This is a genomic window from Rhodothermales bacterium (genome assembly GCA_034439735.1).
GTDB lineage: Bacteria > Bacteroidota > Rhodothermia > Rhodothermales > JAHQVL01 > JAWKNW01.
The window spans coordinates 25,270-44,413 of the sequence record JAWXAX010000088.1 but is presented as its reverse complement, the minus strand read 5'-3'; the positions used below and the strand labels follow the sequence as shown (position 1 = coordinate 44,413).

Below are 19,144 nucleotides of genomic sequence, written 5' to 3'. Positions count from 1 at the left end.
GTCCAGGAAAGCGTGACCTGGCTGCCGTTGGAGACAGCCGAGAAGCTGGTGAGCTCGACGGGCAGGGGATCGGCGTTTTCGTAGTAGTAGTAGTCGCCGTTCGTGTTGCCGCTGACCATGTCGACGCCGGTGGCGTTGTCGAGGTCGGCAAAGGCCGGCGCGCTCTTAGAGACGGCGTCGAAGCCATCAAAGGGGTTGGAGGCGCCGACTACGGCCGAGAAGGCGGCCGCATTGACGTCACCGGTGTTTTCGTAGTAGAAGAAGACCCCCGTGTCTTCCCCCACCACCAGGTCAAGGTCGCCATCGTTGTCGAGGTCGACGAGGGCGGGCTTGGAGTGAGCGCCGACATCGATGCCGTCGAAGGGGCTCGAGACGCCCGAGACGAGGGTGAAGACGGCGGCGGCGGCGGTGCCGGTGTTGTCGTAGAAGAACAGAGCGCCCGAGAGGTCGCCAACGACGAGGTCGAGATCGCCGTCACCGTCGAGGTCGCCTGCGGCCGGAGCACTGCGGCTACCGTTATCTTCGCCGGTGAGCGGATTCACGCCGGCCACGGCAAAGTTCGGAGTGTTCGCATCTCCCGAGTTCTCTAGGAGTGTAAACGTTCCATCCTCCTGGCCCGCAATGACATCAAGGTCGCCGTCGTTGTCGATGTCGAGCAGAACAGGGGCGTTTTTAGCGCCCGTGGTGAGACCGTCGAACGGATTCGCCACGCCTGACTGCTGGGTGTACGCCGGCGTTGTGTTGTCGCCCGTGTTTTCGATGTACACAAATCCCCCAAACTCTTCGCCACTGACGAGGTCGAAGTCGCCATCGCCATCGATGTCGCCCAGAGAAGGCGTGCCAAATGTTTCCGGGTTGCCGGCCGGGAACGGGTTGGCCAAGTCGCCGGCGGCCAGCTCGGTGAACGCAGGAGCGGAGAATAACAGTGAGACGCTCGAGAGCGGGGTGGTCTGGAGGAGCCGGCCGTACCGCGTGAGATCGATCGGTCCATCGGGCGAATCAGCCCGAGCGGAGGCGAAGGAAACGAACGGAATGGCGAAAGCGGTCAATGCGACCAGGCAAGTGGCCATGTTCTGTCGACGAAATGGTGTCGCGAAGAGGTGTTGTAAACGGTTGATCATTGATAGAGCCCTGGAGAATAGTTAAGAGTGCCAACGACTGCGGAACGAGAGCAGTGTGATGTGCTCGGCTCTCAGCGCTTCTGCCCGAATTGGCGCAGGTGAATCGAGAAACGCCGAAAAAAGTATGCCACGAAGTGAGAGAGATGGAAAGCGATTGCTTACAGGCTGACAGGAGTATTTTTGATACCGATATGTGCCACACAATCGGTCGCCGTGTCCCGAAGTAACACAGTCGAGACGGCGTAGTACGGCATCGACTCCGGGTAAAAAGGGGCGGATCGAGGAAAAAATGTCTACCGGGTTGCTTGCTGTGTTGTATTTTGCGCCTTTTCCTGTTGGCTCGACGCCGCGTTCGGCATTTGTACACGATCTGTGACCCGATCGGTGATTATGGCCCCCTCCGCCTCGAAGGAGAGCGCAGCCGACGGCGCGCTCACACCGCTCATGCGGCAGTATTATAAAATCAAGGAGCGTCATGCGGACGCCATCCTCCTGTTTCGCATGGGGGACTTTTATGAAACGTTCGAAACAGATGCCGAGACGGTAAGCAAGGTACTAGGTATCGCGCTCACAAAACGATCGAACGGCAAGGCCAGCACGGTTCCGCTCGCCGGCTTTCCCTACCACTCCCTCGACAATTATCTCCCCAAACTGGTGCAGGCCGGCTACCGCGTGGCCGTCTGCGAACAGCTAGAAGATCCCAAATTCGCCCGGAAGATCGTCAAGCGCGACGTTGTCGAAGTGGTCACTCCGGGCGTCTCATTCCACGAGCAGCTCCTTCATCCCAAACAATCCCACTACCTCGCCGCCGTGCACTGGGGCGGGCGAAAGGTCAAAAACGATACGGCCGGCGTGGCCTATCTGGATGCCTCCACAGGCGAATTCGCCCTATCGGAAGTATCCGCTTCAGGGCTGTTGGAGTTTCTTCATATGATATCGCCGGCGGAGGTATTGGTGGACAAGCGCCGGCAGGACGAAATCCGATGGCTCCGCGCCCACGGATACCTGGTCACACCGCAAGAAGATTGGTGTTTCGGGTACGATTTCGGGCTGGAAACCCTGCTGCGTCACTTCAAGACCCATTCGCTTAAGGGGTTTGGAGTGGATGCATACGAGATCGGCATCGTGGCCGCCGGCGCCGCGCTCTATTACCTCAATGAAACCCAGAAAGGCCGCCTTCCGCACATCGCGCGGTTGACCTACCACGCCAGCGATGCCTACATGGCGTTGGACGTGCAGACGAAGCGCAACCTCGAACTCGTGGCGTCGATGCAGAACGGCCGGCAGGAGGGGAGCCTGGTCGAGATCCTGGATTTCACCGTCACGCCGATCGGCGCCCGCCGGCTGCGTCGCTGGCTGCTCCAGCCGCTGCGGCAGGTTGCCGTCATTGAAGAGCGCCTGGCGGCCGTGAGCACGTTCGTCGATGGCGCCACCCTTCGCGAGCAGTTTCGTGTGACACTCCGCCCGATCGGCGACCTCGAGCGCCTCGCGGCGCGCCTCTCGACGGGCCGCGCGACACCGCGCGACATGATGGCTATTCGCTCGGCTCTGGAAGTCATCCCTGTCGTGCGCCAGCTCCTGGCCGGATCAACCAACAGCTTTATCGCCGCGCTCGTGGACCGGCTCGAACCCTGCACCGAGGTCGTCACCCTGATTCGCGAGGCCATCGTCGATGAACCGCCGGCGACGCTCGCCGATGGTGGGGTTTTCCGGCCAGGGTATAACGCCGAACTCGACGAACTACGGACCCTCACCCGCACCGGGAAAGACTGGGTCGCCCGGATGCAGAAAGACGAAGTCACGCGGACAGGTATTCCTTCGCTGAAAGTCGGCTTCAACCGCGTCTTCGGATATTATATCGAAATCACCCACGCCCATCGGGACAAGGTGCCGGCGGACTACATACGAAAGCAGACGCTGGTAAACGCCGAGCGGTACATCACGCCGGCGTTAAAGGAGTACGAAGAGAAGATCCTCACGGCCGAGGAGCGGATGCTGACGATCGAGACGACACTGTATCAGGAGTTGCGCGCGCGGGTGGCCGATCAGGTGCCGGCGTTTCAACGCAACGCGGATAGCCTTGCGCAGCTGGACTGCCTGGCGTCCTTCGCCGAGGCCGCGACTCGCCACCGGTACGTCCGGCCGGAGCTCGACGATTCGCGCCGGCTCGATATCGTGGACGGGCGGCATCCGGTGGTCGAGCAGCTCTTGCCGCACGGACAGCCGTTTATCGCAAACAGCGTTTCGCTCGATCCCGTCCGCGAGCAGATTATTATCATTACGGGCCCCAACATGGCCGGCAAAAGTGTCATCCTCCGCCAGGTGGGTTTGATTGTCCTCATGGCGCAGGTGGGGTCGTACGTGCCGGCTACGCGGGCGCGAATAGGGGTTGTGGACCGGATTTTTACGCGTGTTGGGGCGTCGGACAACCTTGCATCGGGTGAGAGTACCTTTCTGGTGGAGATGAACGAGGCGGCGAACATACTCAACAACGCCACGCCGGATTCCCTCATCCTCCTCGACGAACTCGGCCGTGGGACGAGCACGTTCGATGGTCTATCGATTGCGTGGTCGCTCGTCGAGTACCTCCACGAGCGGCCGGCGGTGGCCGCGCGCACCTTGTTCGCCACGCACTACCACGAGTTGAACGAACTCGCTTCGCGCTACGATCGGATCGTGAATATGCGCGTCCAGGTCCAGGAGCACGACGGGAAAGTGATCTTCCTCCACAAGTTGATTCCCGGCGGCGCGGATCACTCCTACGGCATCGAGGTCGCGCGTATGGCCGGCCTCCCGGAGGCCGTTATTGCACGAGCACAGGAGATTTTGCACCAACTGGAGAGTCAGCGTCTGGAGGTTGGGGGAGATGGCCGGCGGCAGGCCGTCGCACCGGCTCCAAAAGCTGCGGACGACCGGCTGCAGCTTTCGCTGTTCGAAGTGCAGGACCCGAAGGCCCAGAAAGTCGCCGACGCACTACGCCGGATCGACCCGGAGCGGATGTCGCCCGTGGAGGCGCTGCTCAAACTCGTGGAGCTGAAGCAGTGGCTTTGAGAAGGGTTCAAGGTTCGGGGTTTAAGGGACTCCGACCTTAAACCTCGAACCCTAAACCCTTCAAGGCTTATCGAAGACGGCGCGTTCGAAGTCCTGCCAGTCGATGCGGGTTTCGTTGCCCTTTTCATCGATCACAAAGATACCATCGTTGTCGCTGTCGACGTCGTTGGAGCCGCGGAGATCGAAACGCCGGCCGTCCAGCAATACCACTTCGGCCTCGCGGGAAGACAGGCGATCGATTGAGCGGATCTTACTGAATTCGATATCGAACTGGATGTCGTTTAATTCGCCGTCAAGAAATTCCCAGGTGTGGGTTTCGTCATCGTCCCAGCGAATCAACCCTTCGTGCCGGTCGCCGCTGCGGGTAAACACAGTGCCGGCGATGCGGCCGATCCGCGCAAAGGAAGCATAATTGGGGGCCGTATCGGGAGAGTCGAGGATCAGTTCCTCGAATGCGTCCCAATCCAGCTCAATCTGGCCCAGCTCGGGATCGAGCACAAGGATGCCGCTATTGCTGCTGTTGACATCGTTCGTGCCGCGCAGAACCAGCTCTTCGCCATCGATCAGCCGCACCAGCGAACTGCTGGAGCTGTTGCGGCGAATGGAAGCAATCTCACTAAACGGGATCTTGTGCCTTTCGCCTTCTTCGTCATTGCCGTCGAGGATATCGGCCGTGAGCACTTCGTCCACATCCCAGCACACAAATCCGGTGAACTCCATTCCGTCCCGCGTGATTACCGTACCGAACAGCCGCTCCCCAAACGCGGAATCGATCGGCGCCGGCGCCTGGAACAGATCCACGCGCTTGATATCGCGCCACTGAAGCTCGACTCGTCCGCGCTCCGCGTCCTCGATGATCACATCCCGCACGTCATTGCCGATGTCGGTCGACCCATTGATCAGTTCGACTTCCTCGCCCGACTGGAGGATTAGAATGGCTTTTTCGTTGCCGGCTCGCTCGAGCGATTGGATGGACCCGAAGCGGATGCCCGATGTGCGCGAATAGGTGTCGTCGCCTGTCGACTCGTACACCGTATACCCAAAAATCTCGATGCGCCGCCCGCCCCCCGATCGTGAAGCGTCCGTATAGATCACTTTCGAGCCGTTTAATACATCCACCCAGCTCGCCTCATTACGATCCCAGCGAATCAGTCCTTCCAGCACGTCGCCATCGGTGGTTGTGATGCGTCCATAGATGCGGCCTGGGGTGTCGTCGGCGCCGGCGCGTGGAGCAAGGGCCAGGCAACTGATCGCGCAGAGAAAAATGGCGGTGTTTCGCATGGAAGGTGGCAAAGACATTGAACGGATTGGGCAGTCTGGAAAACAAAAATCTTTACGCAGCGTGCGCGGGTCAGGTTACAATCTCGTTTATTCCGTTCGAGATCAGGATTCGCACACCCACCAACTCGTATGCTCCATCCCTTTAAAGGAATTGTTCCGACGGTCGACCGCACCGTTTTCCTGGCTCCTTCCGCCGATGTCATTGGCGATGTCGTGCTCGGGCCATACTGCAGCGTCTGGTTCAATGCCACGATCCGGGGCGATGTGAACCGGATTCGGATAGGCTCCGAAACCAACATCCAGGACAATGCCGTGGTGCATGTAACCGGCGTTACGGGACCAGCGACGATCGGCAATCGGGTTACCATTGGTCATGGCGCCATCGTTCACGGCTGCACGGTGGAGGACCGGGTGTTGATCGGCATGGGGTCGATCATTCTGGATCAGGCGGTGATCGGGACGGGCAGCATCGTAGGCGCCGGCGCGCTGGTGACGAGCCGGACTGTCGTCCCGCCGGGATCACTCGTTTACGGCAACCCCGCTCGCGTCATCCGCCCGCTGACGGAAGACGAGCGCGCCTCGATCGAGGTTTTCGCTGACAAGTATAGGCAGAACATCATCGCCTACCAGGGGGGATGATCCACCTACACACCAGGGCGCCCTTAACAATGCGCATCGCTTACATCCCATACGCCGTCACGAAGGCCTCGGAAACATAAAATTCCGGGAGCCCGAGGCGGTTAAGGGCTTCGGCGGTGGCACGGTTGCGGTCGCGCGCGCGTTCCCAGAATTCGCGGGTGTCGTAGGCTCCGGGAAACATGGCGCGGTCCTTCTGGCTCTCGTGTTTAAAGACGGCCTCGATCTTCCGGTCGAGGTCTGCCTTCGACATCGGGATAAACACATCCACCTTATGGATTTCCCATTCCTGCCATGCGCCGCGGTACAACCAGACGAGCGGGCAGTGATCGTCCGGCGGGGCCTGGGCGATGGCTTCGGGGGTTAGTGCAAGCTGGTCTGGATCGGCGATGCCTCGTTCGATGCGGTACCGGCGAAGTGCCTCCCGGATGGCGACGTAACACATCCGATGGGTGCCGTGGGGGTCGGAGAGGTCGCCGGCGACAAAAATATGGTGTGGCTGGATCTCGCGGAGGAGATTGAGCACGACCGTGACATCTGCCTCGCCCACGGGCGCTTTGCGTACGGTGCCGGTCCTGTAAAACGGCATATCAAGAAAGCGTGCCTGGGAAGATTTTAAGCCGAGGACTTCGATGCCGGCGATCGCCTCGGCGTACCGGATGTACGCCTTGATCCGCTGCACCTCTTCCAGGTCGATCTCTCCTGACCCTTTCCGCTCGAGGAAATCCAGAATGCGGGACGTCTTTTCCCCGAATTGCTTGCGTGTTCGGGCGTCGAACTGAAACACATCCAGACTCATGTCCAGGAAGCGGAGGTAGCGGCGCACGTCGGCGTCGAAGACCGCGACGGAGCCGTTGGTCATGTAGGCAACCGTCACGTCGTTTTCATTCGCCACGACCTTGTCCAGCATGCCACCCATCGAGATCACGTCGTCGTCGGGATGGGGGCTAAAGCAGATGACCCGTTTATGACGGAAGAGATAGTCCTGATACACGATGCGCCGGCGCAGGTCTTCGAACACGCTCCGACACAGGGTATCCACGTTTTTGTGGGCGTAGACGAGGCTATGGAGGTTGTTCTGGAAGAAATCGGCCGACTCGAGGCGGAGGATGGCCTTCCCGACGCGTTCGGAGAGCCAGATGACGGCGCGTTTCGTCAGCAGTGGCGTCCATTCCACGTCGCGGACCAGCCACGGCGTTTTTACGCGGGTCAGTTCTCCGGAAGCAGGTTCGTCCAGGTAGATCGACACCCGGTCATGCTCCTGCAGGTACGATGCTGTTATGTTCGAGTTGGTGGGCTCCTCGACGGCCTTGCGTATGATGCCGGCTTTGTGTTCTCCGGTGGCCATCAGGATGATCTCCCGGGCGGCCAGGATGGTGCCTACGCCCATTGTAAGCGCTTCGCGGGGTACAAATTCGTCGCCGAAGAAATCGCTGGCCGCGTCCTTCTTGGTGATCTCGTCGATCGTGATCAGCCGGGTGCGGGTCGTGATGCCGGAGCCTGGCTCGTTGAACCCGATATGGCCGCTGCGGCCAATGCCGAGCAGGAGCAGATCGATCCCGCCGGCTTCCTCGATTGCCCGTTCGTACGTATACCCAAAGGCCTCGATTTCCGAACGAGGAATGTCGCCCTTCGGGATGTGGATCTGCTCCGCGGGAATATTGACGTGGTTGAAGAAGTTCTCCGCCATGAACCGGTGGTAGCTCTGCAGCTGGTCCGGAGTGATGGGGTAATATTCGTCCAGGTTAAACGTGACGACATGGCTGAAATCAAGCCCCTCCTGGCGATGAGCGCGGATCAAGGCCTGATATACGCCGATCGGTGTGGACCCTGTGGGTAGGCCCAGTACGAGTTGTTTGCCGGCTTCTTGCCGGGTGCGCATCAAATGGCCGATGTAGCGGGCGACTTCTTCCGCGAGTTCGTCCGAGCCTTCAAAAATGCGGACGGGAACGCGTTCCAGCTGTGCGCCGGCTTCGCGCGTGCTGGGAAGTTGTACGTTTCGGGCAAGGGCCACAGCGGAGGCTGACCTGGATGAGATCGACATGAGACGACAGCGAGAGCGTTACAGAAGAGACGGCCGGCTATTCGGGGAGACGCAGCCGGTAAATGGACCCATCGAAGGCGCAAAGATACAGGTTCATGGCGCCGTCGACACCAAAAGCCGAGATATTCAGGTTCGAATTCAGCAATTCTACCCGATCTGTGACACGTTTTCCATCCAGGGTCAGCGCCCAGATACGCCCCGAACTAAAATCGGCAAAGATATACTTACCGAAAAGGCCTGGAATGGCGTCCCCCCGGTAGACGTAGCCGCCGGTGATCGAGCCCCCGTCGCCTCGGCCGTATTCGGAGACGGGGTCAATCAGGCCGTCTTGTGGGCAACCGGAAGGCGGAGAGAAGCAATGCGACCCTTCGCGGATATTCCACCCGTAATTGCCCCCTTTTTCGATGATATCAACCTCCTCAAAACTATTCTGCCCGACATCCGCGGCCCACAGGAATCCTGTCTCGCTGTCGAAGCTGAATCGCCACGGGTTGCGGAGGCCGTAAGCGAAGATCTCCTCGCGGAACCCTTCGGCATTGCCGGCGAACGGGTTGTCCGTCGGGATGCCATAGGCCAATCCACCGGCCGGGGCATCCACATCGATCCGGAGGATGGCGCCAAGCAGGCTCTGGCGGTTCTGGCCATTCCCCATCGGATCGTTCGCCGAGCCGCCGTCCCCGAGGCCGATGTACAGGTAGCCGTCTGGCCCAAAAACGATCTGCCCTCCGTTGTGATTGCTGAAGGGTTGATTGACCTCCAGGATGACCGACTCGCTGTCGCCGAGCGCGCGGTTCGGGTCGGAGGGGTCGGCCCTGTATCCAGCGACGACGGTGCGCCGGGGATTGTCGGCGGTATAGTAGACGTAAAATTGGCCGTTCTCGCTGTATTCGGGGTGAAACGCGAGGCCGAGCAGGCCCTCCTCATTGCCACGGTCGTTCACGCGGGCTTCAATGTCCAGAAACTCGGTCGCCCCCTGGACGCCGGCCTCGTTGGCGAATACTCGAATGCTGCCGGGTTGCTCCACGACAAACAGTCGATTCGTGCCGTCCGGCGGCGACTGGAGATCGACCGGCCGACGAAACGAGAGGTTCGGAAACGCCGGTTCCAGCACCTCCTGCGCGGACACGCAGTGGAGCGATGTAAGCAGGAGAATGGGCAAGATGAGGAAGCGGAGCGGATACGACATCTAGAATCGCGTACTGAATTAAGTGCTGAATCTGTACCCTGAAATCCTTTAATCGGCAATCCTTAGAATCGGCGCCTGCGCCTGGCCGGGGGCTTGCGAACCAGCGGGCCGATTGTTTACTTGCCGGCGCGAAATGGGTGTTTCGCGCCGGCCAACTCATTACCACCAACCGTATGAATTTGCTCCTGACGTCGCGATTGAGTCTGATGATGTTCGTGCAGTACTTCATCTGGGGCGCCTGGGCGCCCACGCTGGGGAATTACATGGGTACAATTGGCATGGGGGAGTCGATCAACTGGGCGTATTCGCTGGGCCCCCTGACGGCGATCATCGCGCCGTTTTTTCTGGGCATGGTGGCGGATCGCTTTTTTGACTCCGAAAAGGTGCTCGGCGTGCTCAGCCTCATCGCTGGCGTGGCCATGATGGCGATGCCGAGTTACGCCGGCACGGCGCTTTTCCTGCCGCTACTGTTCGTCCATGCCATCTGTTACTTCCCTGCCCTGGGCCTCACGGCAACGCTCGCGTTTCATCACATGACGAATCCGGAGAAGGAGTTTCCGGTGGTGCGCGTGTTCGGGACCATTGGTTGGGTGGTAGCGGGGATCACGATCGGGAAGCTGCTTCAGGCGGATTCGACGCCGTTGCCGTTGTATATCGGTGGGGCGGCCGCCCTGTTTCTGGGGGTCTATAGCTTCACATTGCCGCTCACGCCGCCGCCCTCCGCCGGCCAGAAAACGAGCTGGAAGCAGATCCTTGGCATCGACGCCCTCCGCGAGCTGAAAACGCGCTCGTTCGTCGTCTTTCTCGTCGCCGCGATGCTGATCTTCATCGCCTTCGGCACCTACTTCCCGTATGCCCCGGTCTACTTCAAGGCGCTGCACGACAATCTGAACATCCCGCATTTCCAGAATCCGAGCTTCGAGATGTCCTTTGGTCAGGCGTCTGAAATCGTTTTTATGCTCCTCATTCCCTTCTTTTTTGCTCGCCTGGGGGTGAAGTGGATGCTGATGCTGGGCATGCTGGCCTGGGTGGTGCGTTTTACGGTGTTCGCCGGCGCCGCACTCAGCGGCACGTTCTGGCTGGTGATGATCGGCATCCTGATCCATGGGATCTGCTACGACTTTTTCTTTGTGACCGGGCAGATCTACATCGACAAAAAAACGTCGCCCGAAATCCGCGGCCAGGTGCAGGGTCTTCTGGTACTGCTGACCCAGGGCGTTGGGTTTTTTCTGGGCACACAGATCTCCGGGGCGTTTGTCAACACGTACGGGCAGGGGGGGACCCTCGCGTTGCCCGACTGGCGCCTGTTCTGGGGACTCTTCGCCGGCGCGACACTCGTGTTCGCCATCGCGTTTTTCCTCCTGTTTAAAGAGGAGCCAGAAACGGAACGGCCAAAAGGGGCTCGATAACATGGCTGTACCCACCGTAGAACGCTGTACACCACTACGGCTGGCTGCTTCGTTCTTGCTAAAACTTCCGGGGTTTTTCGGAACTAACGGGCCCCGAATCCGATACATCGCTTGATGGCACGCGCACGCGCCGGCCGTCTCCACCTACCATCAAACTGCCGAAAAACGTAATGAAGCCATTGGCGATTGTAACCACCACCGCCGCCGTCATTCTTCTGGCCGCATTCAGCGTCTCCGATACACCATTGTCTGGAGCGCCTGCTGCGCCGGAGACGATTCAGGTGGATGGACAGGAAATCTATCTCACCCGCTGCACTTCCTGCCACCAGATGAGCGGAGAGGGAGTGCCGGGCGTATTCCCTCCGTTGAAGGAGTCCGAATTCGTCGGGGGCGACAAGGGCCGGCTCATCCGTGTCATCCTGAACGGTCTCAGCGGCGAGGTGGTTGTGAACGGTGTCACGTATAGTGGCATGATGCCGCCGTGGGGGTCGTTCCTGGACGATCAGCAGGTTGCCGATGTGTTGACGTACGTCCGCACCAATTTCGGCAACGCGGCGGATGCCGTGACGCCGGCTGAAGTGGCCGCCGTTCGGAGCCATGTGAAGGATCGGAAAGAGACCTGGACGATCGATGAGCTCGAAGCGGAAGGCAATCACGGCGTCCCGGGTGGCGACTGATGCCGAGGCGTTGATCCTCGCCATCACTGAACAGGCGGCCCTCTGGCGTGATCCCGCGTTTCCGGATCGCGCCGAGGCGGTCGATCGTACACTGGCGCTGGACAACACCTTTACCGAGGAGGCGATCGCGTTCGCTGTGAATCAGCAGGTCGCGCTGGCTACGTCGGACGGGCTGCGTGCGTGGCTCAAGGGCCGTCGAACGCCCCGAGCGATGGATATCGCGGTGCTTAATCCCGGCAATGTGCCGTTTGTGGAGTTTCAGGATGTGCTCGCGGTGGTGTTGACGGGGCATCGGTATCTGGGCGCACTATCGTCGCGTTCTCCCCATCTGTTGCCGGCATTTATGGCTGGCGTGGCGTCGCGGGTCGAAGGGTTGCCCGTCCAGTTTGTTCCGTTTGATTCGGCCGCCCGGATGGCAAAATCCGTTATTGCAAGTGGCCATGGGGATACGCTGGAACAGATCGAGGCCGTGTGTGAGGGAAAGGGCATCGGGCCGGCGTGCCGGTTGTTGCGGGGCCACCGGTTCGGGGTGGGGATTCTCGATGGTCGGGAGACAGAGGACGAACTGGAAGCGATGGCCGAGGACGCACTGTTGCACGAGGGCAGGGGATGCCGTAATGTCGCCGTGATCTGGGCGCCGGCGGGGTCCCCGCCGGATGCCATGCTTGCGGCGTTCGCCGCTTTTCGAGGCGTATTTCCGGCCCATCACAAAACGCCCACCTCGCTCAAGATGCGTCAGGCCATGCTGCAGGCTCTGGGCATGCCGCATGCCTATGGCGAGGACCTATCCTTTTTGCTTAGCAAGGGTGAGCCGGAGGCCCAGGAGCCGGGCCACATCCGCTGGACTGAGTATACACGCCTGGAAGAGGTGGAGACCTGGCTGGAGGCTCGGCGAGACGATCTGCAGATCGTCTCCATGACAGAGCGTCTGGGCCCTCGGCTGCAGACGCACGTAGCTCGGTGCCAGCCCGGTGATGCTCAGCGTCCCCCCCTGGACTGGCGCCCGGACGCCATCGACACGATCGATTTCCTGGTACGTTGCGGGGAGAGGGTATGAACCGGAGGGGATGTCGGAGGTTGGAAGGGGTACGGCGACAGACTCAGACATCGCGATCAGCTACAAAAAAGGCCATGAGCACAGCCTCGACTTCGCCGTACAGCGTATCCCAGGATGCCTGGGCCGTTTTTGTCACGGTGAGGAATTGCGGCATCGCGAACAGATTCGCAATGCCCTCGATAGCGAATAGTTGCTCGGCCCAAGGGGTCCCTGCCGCCTCGTCGGACGACCGAAACGACGCCATGCCTTCTTCGAGAAACCGGCCGCGCGCCAGCGTGAACTTCAAGCTGTTGGGGTTGGGCGTAGGTGAGGCATGTACTCCAGGCATAACATAAGGCTTCTTATTGCGAATCCGCCGTTTGCGCGTAGATTTAGACGTTCACTATTACACCGCTCAGCCGCCGTGAGGTTGCTGGACTAAGCCGTATGAAGATGAACGAGCAGACCAATCACCGAGTACGCATTGATCCCGAGGCCGGCCCGGACCTCGAGGGTAAACTCACGCGTATTTCCGGCCATGCGCGGGGCCTCATGGAGGAGTTGCGCGGATGGGTCGATCTCAAGATCCAGCGAGCGGTCGCGGGGGTACGCGAAGAGGTGGAGGCGAAAGGAAAACAGGTGGCGCTGGATGTGCTTGCCGGCGTGGTGGCCCTCGCCGGACTGCAGTTTATCCTGGTTGCCCTGGCGCTCGGTGTGAGTGTGTGGGTGGGCCCCATCTGGGGCTTTCTCATCGTAGGCGGGGTGTTGTTTGGCGGCGCAGCCTTGCTGTTTGCCCTGAATCATCGAAAACGCGGTAGACGTTCGATACCGATTGAGGGCGTGCGCGAAACGTCCGACGTCGGGCGGATTACGCTGCCTGAACTCGAACGGCATGAAGACGGAACTGCCTGATCTGGAGGCGCAATTAGTAGCGTCAGAAGAAGCCATATCGAAGCATCTGGACGCGTTGCAGGACGAAGTGCAGCGAACCGGCCAGGATGTGCGCGATTACGTAAAGCGGAAACCCTGGGTAGGAGTTACCGCCTGCGTGGTTGCCGGCGTAGCCATAGGGCTGCTGCTGGGCAAACGTCGGGAGGGAGCGGTACGTCGCTCCCGGGTCGGCGGATACGTGGATCGCCTGGTCGATATCGGCAAGGAAGCCGACGTTTCCGATACAGAGATGGCTACCCTCCTGCTGGGGGCTGTGCGCGAGGTGGCCCCTTCGTTGGCCGACTCATTGCCACCCTCTCGCGGAAGCGGTATCGCGGGCAAGGTATTTGGTATAGCTTCTGGACTTGCAATCGACTTCGCTAGAAGGTCGGTTCTGGGCTTTCTGGAAGAAAGACTTTCCGCCAGAGGGGCGCCTACGAACGACAGCACTGTGGGTGACGGACGGTCCTCAGGCCGCTGATCGCGCATGGGGCCGACGGGGCGCCGGCTCGACGGCTCAGGCAAGCTACTCGCTTTCTTGATGAAACCTTTTTAGTGCTCCAGGAAGTAAGTGACAGTCCGCATCCAACCGGATAGTAATAGATCATGCGCATCCTGATATTTGGGCCGCCAGGCGCCGGGAAAGGCACACAGGCCGGCCGGCTCATCGAGCGATTTACACTCAAGCATATCTCCACGGGCAACATGCTCCGTGCGGCCATCGTGGAGAAATCGCCCGTGGGTGCGATCGCGAAGGATTATATCAACGAGGGTCGGTTGGTGCCCGGCCCGGTCATGAAGAAGATTACGGAGGAAGCCATTGCGGAGCAGAGCTATGATCAATTCATCCTGGATGGATATCCCCGTACGGTCGAACAGGCGGAGTGGTTGACGCAGTTCCTGTCGCGTAATCGCGCGCCCCTGGATGCCATCATCTCACTGGTAGTGCCCGACGATGTGATCGTCGAGCGTCTGTCCGCCCGGAGGGTCAACAAAAAGACTGGCGAGAACTACCACCTCGAATTTGAGCCGCCGCCGGCCTCGCTGGATCCGTCGCTCATCGTACAGCGCCCGGACGATCGCCCGGAAGCCATTCGAAAAAGGCTGAGCATCTACCACGAAGAAACAAAACCCGTCGAAAGCCATTTTTCAGGGCATCCGAAATACGCCCGTATCGACGGTACGATGCCGCAAGAGGAAGTCCACGATGCCATCGTGGATCTGATCATGGCCGATATCCCGGCCACGGAAGCGGACTGATCGCGCGGGCACACCTCCGATCTCCTATGCCGCAGGCTTCCCTCGCCGCCCGATCGCCCGATGAGCTGGCGCAGACGTTGCGTGAGCTGGTCGATGCCGGTCTCTTCGGCCTCGAGCCGGCACTGGAACCACCATCCCTGTATGAACCGGTTCGATACGTCCTCCAGGCCAGCGGTAAACGAGTCCGCCCCGTGTTGCTCCTCCTTACGGCGGAGGCGCTCGGCGCCGACCGGGTCCGAGCGTTGCCTGCGGCGCTGGCTGTCGAAGTCTTTCATAACTTCACCCTCGTCCATGACGACATCATGGACCATGCGCTCACGCGGCGCGGCGCGGCCACGGTGCACGCGCGGTGGGACGAGTCCACCGCCATTCTGTGCGGGGACTACCTGGTAGCCCTGTCCTACGACCTGCTCGCCCGGGTCGATTCCCCGCATCTGCCGGACCTGTTCGGGACGTACTTCCGCATGGTGCGCCATCTGTGTGAAGGCCAGGCGATGGACAAGGAATTCGAGTCCCGGTCCGATGTGACGGTTGAAGAGTATTTTCAGATGATCTATCGGAAAACAGGCGCGCTCATCGAAACGTCGTTTGAACTGGGCGGTTGGATTGCCGGCGCCGATGCCAAGCTCCGCGAAGCGCTACGCGATCTGGGCCGGCATGTCGGGCTTGCTTTTCAAATCCAGGACGATTTGCTCGATCTCGTGGCCGACGACGCACGGTGGGGAAAAAAAGTAGGGGGGGACCTTCAAGAGGCGAAAAAAACCTATCTTCTGCTCAGGGCGCTGGAAGTGGCCGAAGGCGACGATCGCGCCTGGTTCCGACGCATCGTGGACACGCCTGGGCTGCCTGAAGCCGAGATTGGCGAGGCCAGGGCGCGGATGGACCGACTCGGCGTGCTCGAGGAAGCCCGCCGCGCCGTCCTCAAGCATAGCGAAGCCGCCCTGGCCGGCCTCGCCGTGTTGCCCGAGTCGTCCGCCCGCGCGACGCTCCACCATCTGATTGCCCGTCTTCAGCATCGCATCCACTGACGGTGAGGTCCCCGGCTGTTTTCGACCGTTTTCGACAGGGCGTGCCTGCCGTACCATTCAGTGTAAACCATGTGATTCGGAGATGCTCGTTCGGGAAGTAACGGTAACCAACAAGGCGGGGCTGCATACGCGGCCGGCTTCCATGATTGTGCGTGCCGCCGCACGATTCAAGTCGGATTTCTACATCAAAAAAGACGGGTACGAGATCAACGGCAAAAGCATTATTGGCGTAATGACGCTCGCTGCCGAACAGGGCGCCATCCTTACCCTAACCTTTGAAGGCTCCGATGAACACCAGGCAGCCGATGAGATCGCCCGCATCTTCGCGGACGGATTTGGCGAAGAGAAGTAAAACGACCTCGTCCGCTTCCACCAGAACGTACTCCCGCCATGCACGCAGACAGGCCGAGCTTTTATGACGCGCTCGAACGGGGCGCTGCCGAGCCCGCCGAAGCCGGCGAGCGCATCCTACACGGGATCGGCGTGTCGCAGGGTATCGCCATCGGGCCGGTGTATCTGTACGCGCGCGAAGCCATCGATGTCCAGCGGCACGATGTGCCGGCGGAAGAAGTCGAACTTGAAGTCACACGCTTCCTCAGTGCCGTGAGTAGCGCCGAGCGTGAGTTGGAAAAGATCGCCTCGGTAGCACGGGAGAAGTTGGGGGACACCAGCGCTGGCATTTTTATGGCGCAATCCCTGATGTTGCAAGACGTTGCGTTCCAGCAAGAGGTCATCGACCGAATCCGCCGTGAGTGCATCAACGCCGGCTACGTCGTCAAGTCGGCCATCACGGAGAGCCGCCAGCGAATGGAGTCCAGCGAAAGCGAGTACATCCGGGAGCGTGCAAACGATTTGTTGGACGTCCAGGACCGCATCATTCGCAACCTCCGGCGCGGCAAGCTGATCTCGGCCATCGAACCTGAGACGGTGGTCGTCGCCGAAAACCTGACAGCGGCCGACGTCATCCTGTTCAGCCGGCGTAACATCCGGGGCTGCGCCACGGACTTCGGGGGGCCGACCTCACACGTTTCGATCATGGCCCGCGCGCTCGGGGTGCCGGCGGTGGTGAGCATGCATCGTCTCAGTCGCGAGGTGGAGCAAGGCGATCGGGTCGTCCTGGACGGCTTCAACGGTAGGGTGATCGTCAACCCTACCCGAAAGACGCTCCGCGTGTATGAACGCCTGCGCGAGCGGTACCAGCGGCTTCTGGAGGAACAACGCGCCTACATCCCGCTCGCGTCCGAGACCAAAGACGGCTTGCACATCTTCCTCCGCGCCAACCTCGAATTCAAGGAGGAGATCGAGCTCGTGGAAGAGTATGGCGCGGAGGGCATCGGGCTGTTTCGCACCGAGTTCCTGTTTCTCATGCGAGGCACGCTGAGCTGTACGGAGGATGAGCAGTATGCCACCTACCGCGACATCGTGCTCGCCAATCGCGGCGGTCCCACGACGCTGCGATTGCTAGATCTGGGGGGCGACAAGATGTTGCCCATGGCGCATCGGGAGCACAACCCGTTTCTGGGCTGGCGCGGTATCCGGGTGTTGCTGGATAAACAGGAGGACCTGCTGTTGCCGCAGTTGCGCGCCATTTTGCGCGCCAGCGCCCACGGTCCCGTCCGCATCCTCGTCCCGATGATCACCGATCTGTCGGAAGTGATGCAACTCAAGCAGCTCATCGCGGAGGTGAAGGTCGCGCTGCGCGAGGAGGGTCTGGCGTTCGACGAGGCCATTCCTTTTGGCATCATGGTCGAGGTGCCGGCGGTGGCCCTCGCGGCCGAACGGTTTGCCCGTGAGGTCGATTTCTTTTCGATCGGCACAAACGACCTGACGCAATACGTGCTGGCGGTCGATCGTGGCAACGACCTCGTCTCCGGCCTCTACCAGTCCCTCCACCCCTCCGTGCTGCTTCTCATCGCCAGAATCGTGAAGGCGGCGGAACAGGAGGGTATTCCGGTCAGTGTGTGCGGGGAACTGGCGGCGGATCCACGCGCCATCCCAGTCCTTGTGGGGCTCGGCGTCCATGAATTGAGCGCCGCACCCATTTTTTTGCCGGAAATCAAACGCGTGATCCGGTCGATGGAACGACAGGAAGCTGTTCTTCTGGCGCAGGAGATGATGGAGACGCACGATCAGAAGACACGCACGCGCATCCTGCTTGGCTGGCTTAAAGACCGTGATATCGACTATTTCCAGTTCATGAGGGATGACGCTGAAGGCGCCGCAGACGCCGGCGTCACGTCACCCCAGGCCTCTCTCACGTGATGCATCACAGGGCCGTCTCGGCCGGCCGCGGATGTGTCGTTTCAGTAGTTTCCGTCCATTGATCCGATCGGGTATGCCTGATCATTATAACTCGTTGTTATGCAATCCCAAACAAATCTGACGCTTTCCGATATCCGCCGCATCGACACCCAGGGCATGTACGACCTGGTCGCCGGCTTCCCCGACCACTTCAAGCAGGGACGCGCCATCGCCGAGGCCGTCTCGTTATCGATCGACGCCAGAACCATGCGCCAGCTGGTGGTGATCGGCATGGGCGGATCGGCCATCTCGGGCGACTTGCTCCGGTGTTACGCCGTCGACCAGTCGCGCATTCCGATCCAGGTCGTTCGGCACTATGCGCTTCCGGCGTCCGTGGACGACCGGACGCTGGTCGTCGCTTCGAGCTTCTCGGGCAACACCGAGGAATCCCTTTCCGGCTTCGAAGAAGCCATCGCACGGAAGGCGACCATCGTGTGCATCGCATCCGGGGGTCAACTGTTGGATCTGGCGCGGAAACATGGGTTACCCTACGCCCAGATCCCGGGCGGTATGTCGCCCCGCGCCGCCATCGGATACTCGCTCGCCGTGTTGATGGTATTTGCCCGGAAAATGGGCCTCATCCAGGTGGCCGACGGCGCGTGGGACGAGGCAGACGCCCTCCTGCGTGCACAGACAGCGCGGTACAGCGACCCCGCGTCCACCCACCTCGCCCGGACGATCGCGGATGGCGTCGTCGGACGGATACCGCTCGTGTATAGCTCGAACGGACTGCTCGAGGCCGTCAATCTGCGTTGGCGGGGCCAATTTCAGGAAAATAGTAAGATGATGGCCGCGGGCAACCTGTACCCCGAATTGAATCACAACGAGATCATGGGTTGGGAGCAAACCGGCGCGCCATCGCTCCAGAAACACATGGGCGTGATCGTGTTGCGGGACCGCGAGGACCACCCGCGTATCCAGCACCGGATGAACGTAACCCGCTCCCTCATCGACACGCGCGCCGGCAGCTGGGCCGAAGTCCAATCCGAGGGCGACCATCGTCTGACCCGGATGGTGTCGCTCATCAACCTGGGCGACTGGGCGAGCCTGTACGCCGCCTACCTGCGTGGCGTCGACCCTACGCCGATCGGGCTCATCGACCAGCTGAAGGACGCGCTGGCAAAAGTATAAGTCGCCCGCAGGGCTCCTGGCAGGGCACTTCCCGGCTCGGAGCCTTGAATCGG

At 60.7% G+C, this 19,144-nt stretch carries 17 protein-coding genes; 12 read left to right on the top strand and 5 right to left on the bottom strand.

Features of this window, described 5'->3' with window-relative positions:
- Positions 1 to 1,070: FG-GAP-like repeat-containing protein (locus SH809_07255; protein ID MDZ4699485.1), on the bottom strand; the 1,070-nt coding region annotated here is incomplete at its 3' end.
- Positions 1,071 to 1,511: 441 nt separating this feature from the next.
- Between SH809_07255 and mutS the strand changes: the two genes are divergently transcribed.
- Entirely contained in the window at positions 1,512 to 4,172 is a 2,661-nt protein-coding gene (gene mutS / locus SH809_07250) for a DNA mismatch repair protein MutS (GenBank protein MDZ4699484.1), read from the top strand.
- A 60-nt stretch (positions 4,173 to 4,232) separates the two neighbouring features.
- On the opposite strand, the gene SH809_07245 is transcribed toward mutS, so the two are convergent.
- Positions 4,233 to 5,453: a hypothetical protein gene (locus tag SH809_07245; protein ID MDZ4699483.1), complete on the bottom strand. Its 1,221-nt coding sequence runs from the start codon at positions 5,451 to 5,453 to the stop codon at positions 4,233 to 4,235.
- 129 nt (positions 5,454 to 5,582) lie between these two features.
- Here SH809_07245 and SH809_07240 point away from each other — a divergent pair, with 129 nt between their 5' ends.
- Entirely contained in the window at positions 5,583 to 6,092 is a 510-nt protein-coding gene (locus SH809_07240) for a gamma carbonic anhydrase family protein (GenBank protein MDZ4699482.1), read from the top strand.
- A 40-nt stretch (positions 6,093 to 6,132) separates the two neighbouring features.
- Here the strand turns inward: SH809_07240 and nagB are convergent, their stop codons facing one another.
- Both nagB and SH809_07230 read right to left on the bottom strand, forming a co-directional pair.
- Positions 6,133 to 8,103 (bottom strand): glucosamine-6-phosphate deaminase, encoded by a 1,971-nt coding sequence (gene nagB / locus SH809_07235; protein MDZ4699481.1) that lies wholly within the window; start codon positions 8,101 to 8,103, stop codon positions 6,133 to 6,135.
- A gap of 67 nt (positions 8,104 to 8,170) precedes the next feature.
- Positions 8,171 to 9,319 (bottom strand): PQQ-dependent sugar dehydrogenase, encoded by a 1,149-nt coding sequence (locus SH809_07230; protein MDZ4699480.1) that lies wholly within the window; start codon positions 9,317 to 9,319, stop codon positions 8,171 to 8,173.
- A gap of 173 nt (positions 9,320 to 9,492) precedes the next feature.
- Here SH809_07230 and SH809_07225 point away from each other — a divergent pair, with 173 nt between their 5' ends.
- From SH809_07225 to SH809_07215, 3 genes are all read left to right on the top strand, one after another.
- A complete protein-coding gene (locus tag SH809_07225) occupies positions 9,493 to 10,728 on the top strand; it encodes an MFS transporter (GenBank protein MDZ4699479.1) in 1,236 nt (411 codons plus the stop codon).
- 170 nt (positions 10,729 to 10,898) lie between these two features.
- On the top strand, positions 10,899 to 11,405 hold the full coding sequence (locus SH809_07220) for a cytochrome c (GenBank protein ID MDZ4699478.1): 507 nt from the start codon (positions 10,899 to 10,901) through the stop codon (positions 11,403 to 11,405).
- The gene (locus SH809_07215) at positions 11,359 to 12,462 is read left to right on the top strand and encodes a hypothetical protein (GenBank protein ID MDZ4699477.1); all 1,104 of its coding nucleotides are present in this window, start codon (positions 11,359 to 11,361) and stop codon (positions 12,460 to 12,462) included. Before SH809_07220 ends, SH809_07215 begins: the two co-directional genes overlap by 47 nt.
- Before the next feature lie 43 nt (positions 12,463 to 12,505).
- Here SH809_07215 and SH809_07210 read toward each other — a convergent pair whose 3' ends face one another.
- Positions 12,506 to 12,790, bottom strand: coding sequence for a NifU N-terminal domain-containing protein (locus SH809_07210; protein ID MDZ4699476.1), 285 nt, complete (start codon positions 12,788 to 12,790; stop codon positions 12,506 to 12,508).
- A 104-nt stretch (positions 12,791 to 12,894) separates the two neighbouring features.
- Here SH809_07210 and SH809_07205 point away from each other — a divergent pair, with 104 nt between their 5' ends.
- The 7 genes from SH809_07205 (at position 12,895) to SH809_07175 (ending at position 19,091) form a co-directional block, all read left to right on the top strand.
- A complete protein-coding gene (locus SH809_07205) occupies positions 12,895 to 13,353 on the top strand; it encodes a phage holin family protein (GenBank protein ID MDZ4699475.1) in 459 nt (152 codons plus the stop codon).
- Entirely contained in the window at positions 13,334 to 13,852 is a 519-nt protein-coding gene (locus SH809_07200) for a hypothetical protein (GenBank protein MDZ4699474.1), read from the top strand. Before SH809_07205 ends, SH809_07200 begins: the two co-directional genes overlap by 20 nt.
- A 125-nt stretch (positions 13,853 to 13,977) precedes the next feature.
- On the top strand, positions 13,978 to 14,631 hold the full coding sequence (locus SH809_07195; GenBank protein MDZ4699473.1) for an adenylate kinase: 654 nt from the start codon (positions 13,978 to 13,980) through the stop codon (positions 14,629 to 14,631).
- 26 nt (positions 14,632 to 14,657) lie between these two features.
- The gene (locus SH809_07190) at positions 14,658 to 15,659 is read left to right on the top strand and encodes a polyprenyl synthetase family protein (GenBank protein MDZ4699472.1); all 1,002 of its coding nucleotides are present in this window, start codon (positions 14,658 to 14,660) and stop codon (positions 15,657 to 15,659) included.
- A gap of 82 nt (positions 15,660 to 15,741) precedes the next feature.
- On the top strand, positions 15,742 to 16,011 hold the full coding sequence (locus tag SH809_07185) for an HPr family phosphocarrier protein (GenBank protein MDZ4699471.1): 270 nt from the start codon (positions 15,742 to 15,744) through the stop codon (positions 16,009 to 16,011).
- 38 nt (positions 16,012 to 16,049) lie between these two features.
- Positions 16,050 to 17,921, top strand: coding sequence for a phosphoenolpyruvate--protein phosphotransferase (ptsP, locus tag SH809_07180; GenBank protein MDZ4699470.1), 1,872 nt, complete (start codon positions 16,050 to 16,052; stop codon positions 17,919 to 17,921).
- 99 nt (positions 17,922 to 18,020) lie between these two features.
- Positions 18,021 to 19,091, top strand: coding sequence for a bifunctional phosphoglucose/phosphomannose isomerase (locus tag SH809_07175; GenBank protein ID MDZ4699469.1), 1,071 nt, complete (start codon positions 18,021 to 18,023; stop codon positions 19,089 to 19,091).
- Positions 19,092 to 19,144 lie beyond the last annotated feature (53 nt).